The sequence below is a fragment of the Streptomyces sp. NPDC051218 genome (assembly GCF_044455475.1).
Classification (GTDB): Bacteria; Actinomycetota; Actinomycetes; order Streptomycetales; family Streptomycetaceae; genus Streptomyces.
Map to the genome: position 1 here is coordinate 23,445 of NZ_JBITEU010000023.1, position 6,313 is coordinate 29,757.

Annotated in this window: 7 protein-coding genes; 5 read left to right on the plus strand and 2 right to left on the minus strand. The window is 68.0% G+C overall.

The window, feature by feature from the left end:
- Positions 1 to 4: 4 nt before the first annotated feature.
- Positions 5 to 757 carry a 4-hydroxy-tetrahydrodipicolinate reductase gene (gene dapB, locus ACIBCK_RS38745; RefSeq protein ID WP_399398009.1) on the plus strand — a complete coding sequence of 251 codons (753 nt, stop codon included), beginning with the start codon at positions 5 to 7 and terminating at the stop codon, positions 755 to 757.
- 30 nt (positions 758 to 787) lie between these two features.
- Positions 788 to 1,240 carry a hypothetical protein gene (locus tag ACIBCK_RS38750; protein ID WP_367045304.1) on the plus strand — a complete coding sequence of 151 codons (453 nt, stop codon included), beginning with the start codon at positions 788 to 790 and terminating at the stop codon, positions 1,238 to 1,240.
- A 9-nt stretch (positions 1,241 to 1,249) separates the two neighbouring features.
- Here the strand turns inward: ACIBCK_RS38750 and ACIBCK_RS38755 are convergent, their stop codons facing one another.
- Together ACIBCK_RS38755 and ACIBCK_RS38760 are read right to left on the minus strand one after the other, a co-directional pair.
- Complete coding sequence (locus ACIBCK_RS38755) at positions 1,250 to 1,810, minus strand: hypothetical protein (RefSeq protein WP_399398011.1); 561 nt, start codon at positions 1,808 to 1,810, stop codon at positions 1,250 to 1,252.
- Positions 1,811 to 1,923: 113 nt separating this feature from the next.
- Positions 1,924 to 2,163 (minus strand): hypothetical protein, encoded by a 240-nt coding sequence (locus ACIBCK_RS38760; RefSeq protein ID WP_399398013.1) that lies wholly within the window; start codon positions 2,161 to 2,163, stop codon positions 1,924 to 1,926.
- Between the two features lie 190 nt (positions 2,164 to 2,353).
- Between ACIBCK_RS38760 and thyX the strand changes: the two genes are divergently transcribed.
- The 3 genes from thyX (at position 2,354) to ACIBCK_RS38775 (ending at position 6,016) form a co-directional block, all read left to right on the plus strand.
- A complete protein-coding gene (gene thyX / locus ACIBCK_RS38765) occupies positions 2,354 to 3,094 on the plus strand; it encodes an FAD-dependent thymidylate synthase (protein WP_399398014.1) in 741 nt (246 codons plus the stop codon).
- A 190-nt stretch (positions 3,095 to 3,284) separates the two neighbouring features.
- Positions 3,285 to 4,184: a 4-hydroxy-tetrahydrodipicolinate synthase gene (gene dapA / locus ACIBCK_RS38770; protein WP_399398016.1), complete on the plus strand. Its 900-nt coding sequence runs from the start codon at positions 3,285 to 3,287 to the stop codon at positions 4,182 to 4,184.
- 146 nt (positions 4,185 to 4,330) lie between these two features.
- Entirely contained in the window at positions 4,331 to 6,016 is a 1,686-nt protein-coding gene (locus ACIBCK_RS38775; protein ID WP_367045311.1) for a ribonuclease J, read from the plus strand.
- Positions 6,017 to 6,313 lie beyond the last annotated feature (297 nt).

Genomic DNA, 6,313 nt, shown 5'->3' on the forward strand with positions numbered 1-6,313 from the left:
GCACATGAGCAAGCTGCGCGTGGCGGTCATCGGAGCCAAGGGCCGGATCGGCTCCGAGGCCGTCCGAGCCGTCGAGGCCGCCGAGGACCTGGAACTGGTCGCCGCGCTCGGCCGGGGCGACTCGTTGGACACGCTGGTGGAGACCGGCGCCCAGGTCGCGGTCGAGCTGACCAACCCCGACTCGGTGATGGGCAATCTCGACTTCTGCGTACGGCACGGCATCCACGCCGTGGTCGGTACGACGGGCTGGACCGACGAGCGCGTCGCGCAGCTGGAGGCCTCACTCGCCGCGTCGCCGAAGACGGGCGTCCTGATCGCCCCGAACTTCTCCATCGGCGCGGTGCTCACCATGAAGTTCGCGCAGATCGCGGCGCCGTACTTCGAGTCCGTCGAGGTCGTCGAGCTGCACCACCCGAACAAGGCCGACGCTCCCAGCGGCACCGCCACGCGCACCGCCCAGCTCATCGCCGAGGCGCGCCGGGAGGCGGGCAGCGCCCCGCAGCCGGACGCCACGACGACCGCGCTGGACGGCGCACGCGGAGCGGACGTCGACGGCGTGCCGGTGCACTCCGTGCGGCTGCGCGGCCTCCTGGCCCACCAGGAGGTGCTGCTGGGCGGCGAGGGCGAGACCCTGACGGTCCGGCACGACTCGCTGCACCACAGCAGCTTCATGCCGGGCATCCTGCTCGGCGTACGCCGTGTGGTGAGCACTCCGGGCCTGACGTTCGGCCTGGAACACTTCCTGGACCTGAACTGACCCGGGCCGAACCGAGCTGAGCTGACCCTCATGCGAGCAAAGATCACTTACGCCGTCACGGCTGCCGTCCTGGTCGTCTACTTCGTCCTGGTCGGCAGCCGAGGCGTGCTCCTGATACAGCACGGCACCGCGCTCACCGTCACCTTCGGCGTCGCGGTGCTCATCCTGCCGTTCATCGGCGTCTGGTTCCTCTGGAAGAACACCCAGTTCGTCCAGCGCGCCAACCGGCTCGCCGCCGAGCTGGAGGCCGAAGGCGGTCTGCCTGTCGACGAGTTGAAGCGCACGCCCGCCGGCCGCATCGACCGTGACTCGGCCGACGAGGTCTTCGCACGGCGCAAGGCCGAGACCGAGGACTCACCGGACGACTGGCGCTGTTGGTTCCGCCTGGCCGTCGCCTATCACGACGCCCGGGACACCCCGCGCGCACGGCAGGCGATGCAGCGCGCGATCGCGCTGCACGCGGGCAGGCCGGTCAACGCCTGACGCCTGCGATCAGGCGGTGCGCCGGTACTCGTCGGCCCACACCTCGACGGAATCCGCCGCCCGGTTGAAGGCCTCGTACCGGGCCAGGAAGTCGGCGTTGCGGTCGGTGAACAACGGCTGTTGCCCTTCGGCACCCTGATCCCGGCGTACGAGGATGAGTGCCTGCCCCTGCACGGTGCGGGGCAGGCCCAGCCACCGCACGGGCTGCTGTGTCGTACGGACCGTCATGACCTGCGCCCACGGCACGGTCTGCGTCGTCAGGAAGGCCACTCGACGCAGTCCGTGCGCGCTTACCCAGGTGCCCATCCGCAGCAGCCGCAGCGCGCTCGCGATGACGACCGCGGCGAGCCCCGCACAGGCCGAGGCACCCGCGAGCGAGTCCGCGAAGGCGATGACCACGGCGGCGACGAGGACGTACGAGGCGAGCAGCAGGAGCAGTGCTGCCGCCCCCACCCGCCACGGGCCCGGCCGGTATGGCCGCCTCCAGTGGTCGCGATCGTCGAACGGCAGCGCGGCGTCGTCCGCCGGCTCGTCAAAGGCGCGGTCCGCCGTCAGGAAGGGCAGGGGCACGACTGAATCCTCACTCAATCCACGCACGGGCTGTGCCTGGTGAGGCTACCGAGCCCTGCTCCCTGCTACCACCCTTGGGGGTCCGGACGAGTCAGGGGGGGGGCAAACCGCCGTCATCGGCCGTCAGAGGCCTCGGACTGCTGATTCTGCGCGGGTGACTGATCGGGCGACAGGGCAGGCATGCCGAACAGCAGGGAACCCGCGAGCCCGGCGACCACGACCAGGCCGACCAGGGTTCGGCTCACGACCTGAGCGGCCGTTGCGCGCTCTCGGGGTGGGGGAGTGACGTTGCTGCGGAACTTGTCGGCTTCGGCGATGAAGGCGAACGGGACGGGCTCGCGCCGACGGAACATGGGGTGCGTTTCTCCTCACGCGACTCGAACTTAACTCTGTTGTCCAGTCAGACGCTCGAAACGGCCAATTGGTGCCCGGTTTCACCAAATTCGCCGAAGATTGTCGTGGCGAGCCACCGAACGGCCGATTGTCAGTGCCGGGCCATAGAGTGGGCGCCGCCCGAGTGATGCACATGGAAGGACCCCGCCAGTGAGCGACACCCCCACCGAAGACCTCAAGCCCAACTTCCGCAGCGAGGTCACCGTCGAGCTGGTGAAGCACGCGGCGACCGACTCCGACGTCCTGTGGGCCGCCCGTGTCTCCACTGCCGGGGAGCAGTCCCTCGAGGAGCTCCAGAAGGACCCCGAGCGCTCCAAGGGCCTGATCAACTACCTGATGCGGGACCGCCACGGCAGCCCCTTCGAGCACAACTCGATGACGTTCTTCATCAGCGCCCCGATCTTCGTCTTCCGCGAGTTCATGCGACACCGCGTGGGCTGGTCGTACAACGAGGAATCGGGTCGCTACAGGGAGCTCCAGCCGACGTTCTACGTCCCCGACGAGTCCCGCAAGCTGGTCCAGGAAGGCCGCCCCGGGAAGTACGTCTTCGTGGAGGGCACCCAGGCCCAGCAGGAGCTCACGGGCCGCGTCATGGAGGACTCCTACCGCCAGGCGTACGAGGCGTATCAGGAGATGCTCGCCGCCGGCGTCGCCCGCGAAGTCGCCCGCGCGGTCCTGCCGGTAGGCCTCTTCTCGTCGATGTACGCGACGTGCAACGCCCGTTCGCTGATGCACTTCCTCGGCCTGCGTACGCAGCACGAACTCGCCAAGGTCCCGTCCTTCCCGCAGCGGGAGATCGAGATGGTCGGCGAGAAGATGGAGGAGCAGTGGGCCAAGCTCATGCCCCTCACGCATGCCGCGTTCAACGCCAATGGACGTGTGGCTCCGTAAGGCACTGATGTACGGGTGGGCTGAGTGAGGTGTCCGTATTGCGGCATTTCGAGAAGTTCATCTAGCCTGATCAAACGGACCCGGCACTGCTTGAACCCCCGAGCAGGCAGTGCCGGGCTCCTCACTTGTCAGGTCCGCACACATCCCCCGAGGGGGGACCACGCGCTGAGCAGCGAGTAGCGTGTTACCCATGGCTCCGACCTCCACTCCGCAGACCCCCTTCGGGAGGGTCCTCACCGCCATGGTCACGCCCTTCACGGCGGACGGCGCACTCGACCTCGACGGCGCGCAGCGACTCGCCGCCCACCTGGTGGACGCAGGCAATGACGGCCTCGTCATCAACGGCACCACTGGCGAGTCCCCGACCACCAGCAACGCGGAGAAAGCCGAGCTCGTACGAGCCGTAGTGGAAGCAGTCGGAGACCGCGCCCACGTGGTCGCGGGCGTCGGCACGAACGACACCCGGCACAGCATCGAGCTCGCCCGCGACGCCGAGCGGGTCGGCGCCCACGGCCTCCTGACCGTCACGCCGTACTACAACAAGCCCCCGCAAGAGGGCCTGCTCCGGCACTTCAGCGCGATCGCCGACAGCACCGAGCTGCCGGTCATGCTCTACGACATCCCCGGCCGCAGTGGCGTACCGATCAACACCGAGACGATCGTCCGCCTCGCCGAGCACCCGCGGATCGTCGCCAACAAGGACGCCAAGGGTGACCTGGGCCGCGCCAGCTGGGCCATCGCCCGCTCCGGCCTCGCCTGGTACTCCGGCGACGACATGCTGAACCTCCCGCTGCTCTCCGTCGGCGCCTGCGGCTTCGTCTCCGTCGTCAGCCACGTGGTCACCCCGGAACTGCGCGCGATGATCGACGCGTACTCCACGGGTGACGTACAGAAGGCCACGGAGATCCACCAGAAGCTGCTCCCGGTCTTCACCGGCATGTTCCGTACGCAGGGTGTGATCACCACGAAGGCGGCGCTCACCCTGCAGGGCCGCCCCGCGGGCCCGCTGCGGCTGCCCCTGGTCGAGCTCTCGCCCGACGAGACGGCCCAGCTCAAGATCGATCTCGCCGCGGGCGGGGTACAGCTGTAACCACTGACTTCACAACTGAATACGCGAAACACCGCAGGACACCGACTGACGCCGTCCTGCACCACTCCAAAACAACTGCTACTGCACGAACGTCATGCGCGCCACGTGCCCTGGAGGTACGTGGCGCGTGTGGTGAGGAGAGTCTTTTGAGTCATCCGCATCCTGAACTCGGCGCCCCGCCGAAGCTCCCGAAGGGCGGCCTGCGGGTCACCCCGCTGGGCGGCCTCGGTGAGATCGGCCGCAACATGACCGTCTTCGAGTACAACGGTCGCCTGCTGATCGTCGACTGCGGAGTGCTCTTCCCCGAGGAGGAGCAGCCCGGAATCGACCTGATCCTGCCGGACTTCACGTCCATCAGGGACCGTCTCGACGACATCGACGGCATCGTGCTCACGCACGGCCACGAGGACCACATCGGTGGTGTCCCGTATCTCCTCCGCGAGAAGCCGGACATCCCGCTGATCGGCTCCAAGCTGACCCTCGCGCTCATCGAGGCGAAGCTCCAGGAGCACCGCATCCGTCCGTACACGCTGGAGGTCGTCGAAGGCGACCGCGAGCGCCTCGGCCCGTTCGACTGCGAGTTCATCGCGGTCAACCACTCCATCCCGGACGCCTTGGCCGTCGCCGTCCGCACCCCCGCGGGCATGGTGGTCGCCACCGGCGACTTCAAGATGGACCAGCTGCCGATGGACGGCCGGCTCACGGACCTGCACGCGTTCGCGCGGCTGAGCGAGGAGGGCATCGACCTCCTTCTCTCCGACTCGACGAACGCCGAGGTCCCGGGCTTCGTCCCGCCGGAGCGCGACATCTCGAACGTGATCCGGGGTGTCTTCGCCGGCGCCCAGAAGCGGATCATCGTCGCGAGCTTCGCCAGCCACGTCCACCGCATCCAGCAGATCCTGGACGCCGCCCACGAGTACGGCCGCAGGGTCGCCTTCGTAGGCCGCTCCATGGTCCGCAACATGGGCATCGCCCGTGACCTCGGCTACCTCAAGGTTCCGCCGGGCCTGGTGGTGGACGTCAAGACGCTCGACGACCTGCCGGATCACGAGGTCGTGCTCGTCTGCACGGGCTCGCAGGGTGAGCCGATGGCCGCCCTCTCCCGGATGGCCAACCGCGACCACCAGATCCGCATCGTCCAGGGCGACACGGTGATCCTGGCCTCATCGCTCATCCCCGGCAACGAGAACGCGGTCTACCGCGTGATCAACGGCCTGACCCGCTGGGGAGCGAACGTCGTCCACAAGGGCAACGCGAAGGTGCACGTCTCCGGCCACGCGTCGGCCGGCGAGCTCCTGTACTTCTACAACATCTGCAAGCCCAAGAACCTGATGCCGGTACACGGCGAATGGCGCCACCTGCGCGCCAACGCCGAGCTCGGCGCCCTCACCGGCGTCCCGCACGACCGCATCGTGATCGCCGAGGACGGCGTCGTCGTCGACCTCGTCGAGGGCAAGGCGAAGATCGTCGGCAAGGTCCAGGCCGGTTACGTGTACGTCGACGGCCTCTCCGTGGGCGATGTCGGCGAGCCCGCGCTGAAGGACCGCAAGATCCTCGGCGACGAGGGCATCATCTCGGTCTTCGTGGTGGTGGACTCCAGCACCGGCAAGATCACCGGGGGCCCGCACATCCAGGCCCGTGGCTCGGGCATCGACGACTCGGCCTTCTCCGCCGTCATGCCGAGGGTCCAGGAGGTCCTCGAGAAGTCGGCCCAGGACGGCGTCGTCGAGCCCCACCAGCTGCAGCAACTCATCCGCCGCACGCTGGGCAAATGGGTCTCGGACAACTACCGCCGACGCCCGATGATCCTTCCCGTCGTCGTCGAGGTCTGACCCCGACACTGCGTGAACTAGGAGCGGGGCGCCTCGATTTGCATCGGGGCGCCCCGCTCCAGTACGTTTACGTCTCCGCCGCAGAGGGAAGCACCCGGCACTCACGTGCCCGGAGCGAACCGAGGACGGCGGGGGAATTCCGACTCAGAATCTCTGATAAAGTCGGAACCGCCGGAAAGGGAAACGCGAAAGCCGAAAGGCCGGAGCGGGAACCGGAAAGGCGCCGAGGAAATCGGACACGAAAGAGTCTGATAGAGTCGGAAACGCAGGACAGCAAGACAAAATGAAACACCGAAG

What these genes read in the sequence shown, in the direction of transcription:
- dapB (WP_399398009.1), top strand. Translation starts at nt 5, where the DNA reads ATGAGCAAGCTGCGCGTGGCGGTCATCGGAGCCAAGGGCCGGATCGGC.
- ACIBCK_RS38750 (WP_367045304.1), top strand. Translation starts at nt 788, where the DNA reads ATGCGAGCAAAGATCACTTACGCCGTCACGGCTGCCGTCCTGGTCGTC.
- ACIBCK_RS38760 (WP_399398013.1), bottom strand. Translation starts at nt 2,163, where the DNA reads ATGTTCCGTCGGCGCGAGCCCGTCCCGTTCGCCTTCATCGCCGAAGCC.
- dapA (WP_399398016.1), top strand. Translation starts at nt 3,285, where the DNA reads ATGGCTCCGACCTCCACTCCGCAGACCCCCTTCGGGAGGGTCCTCACC.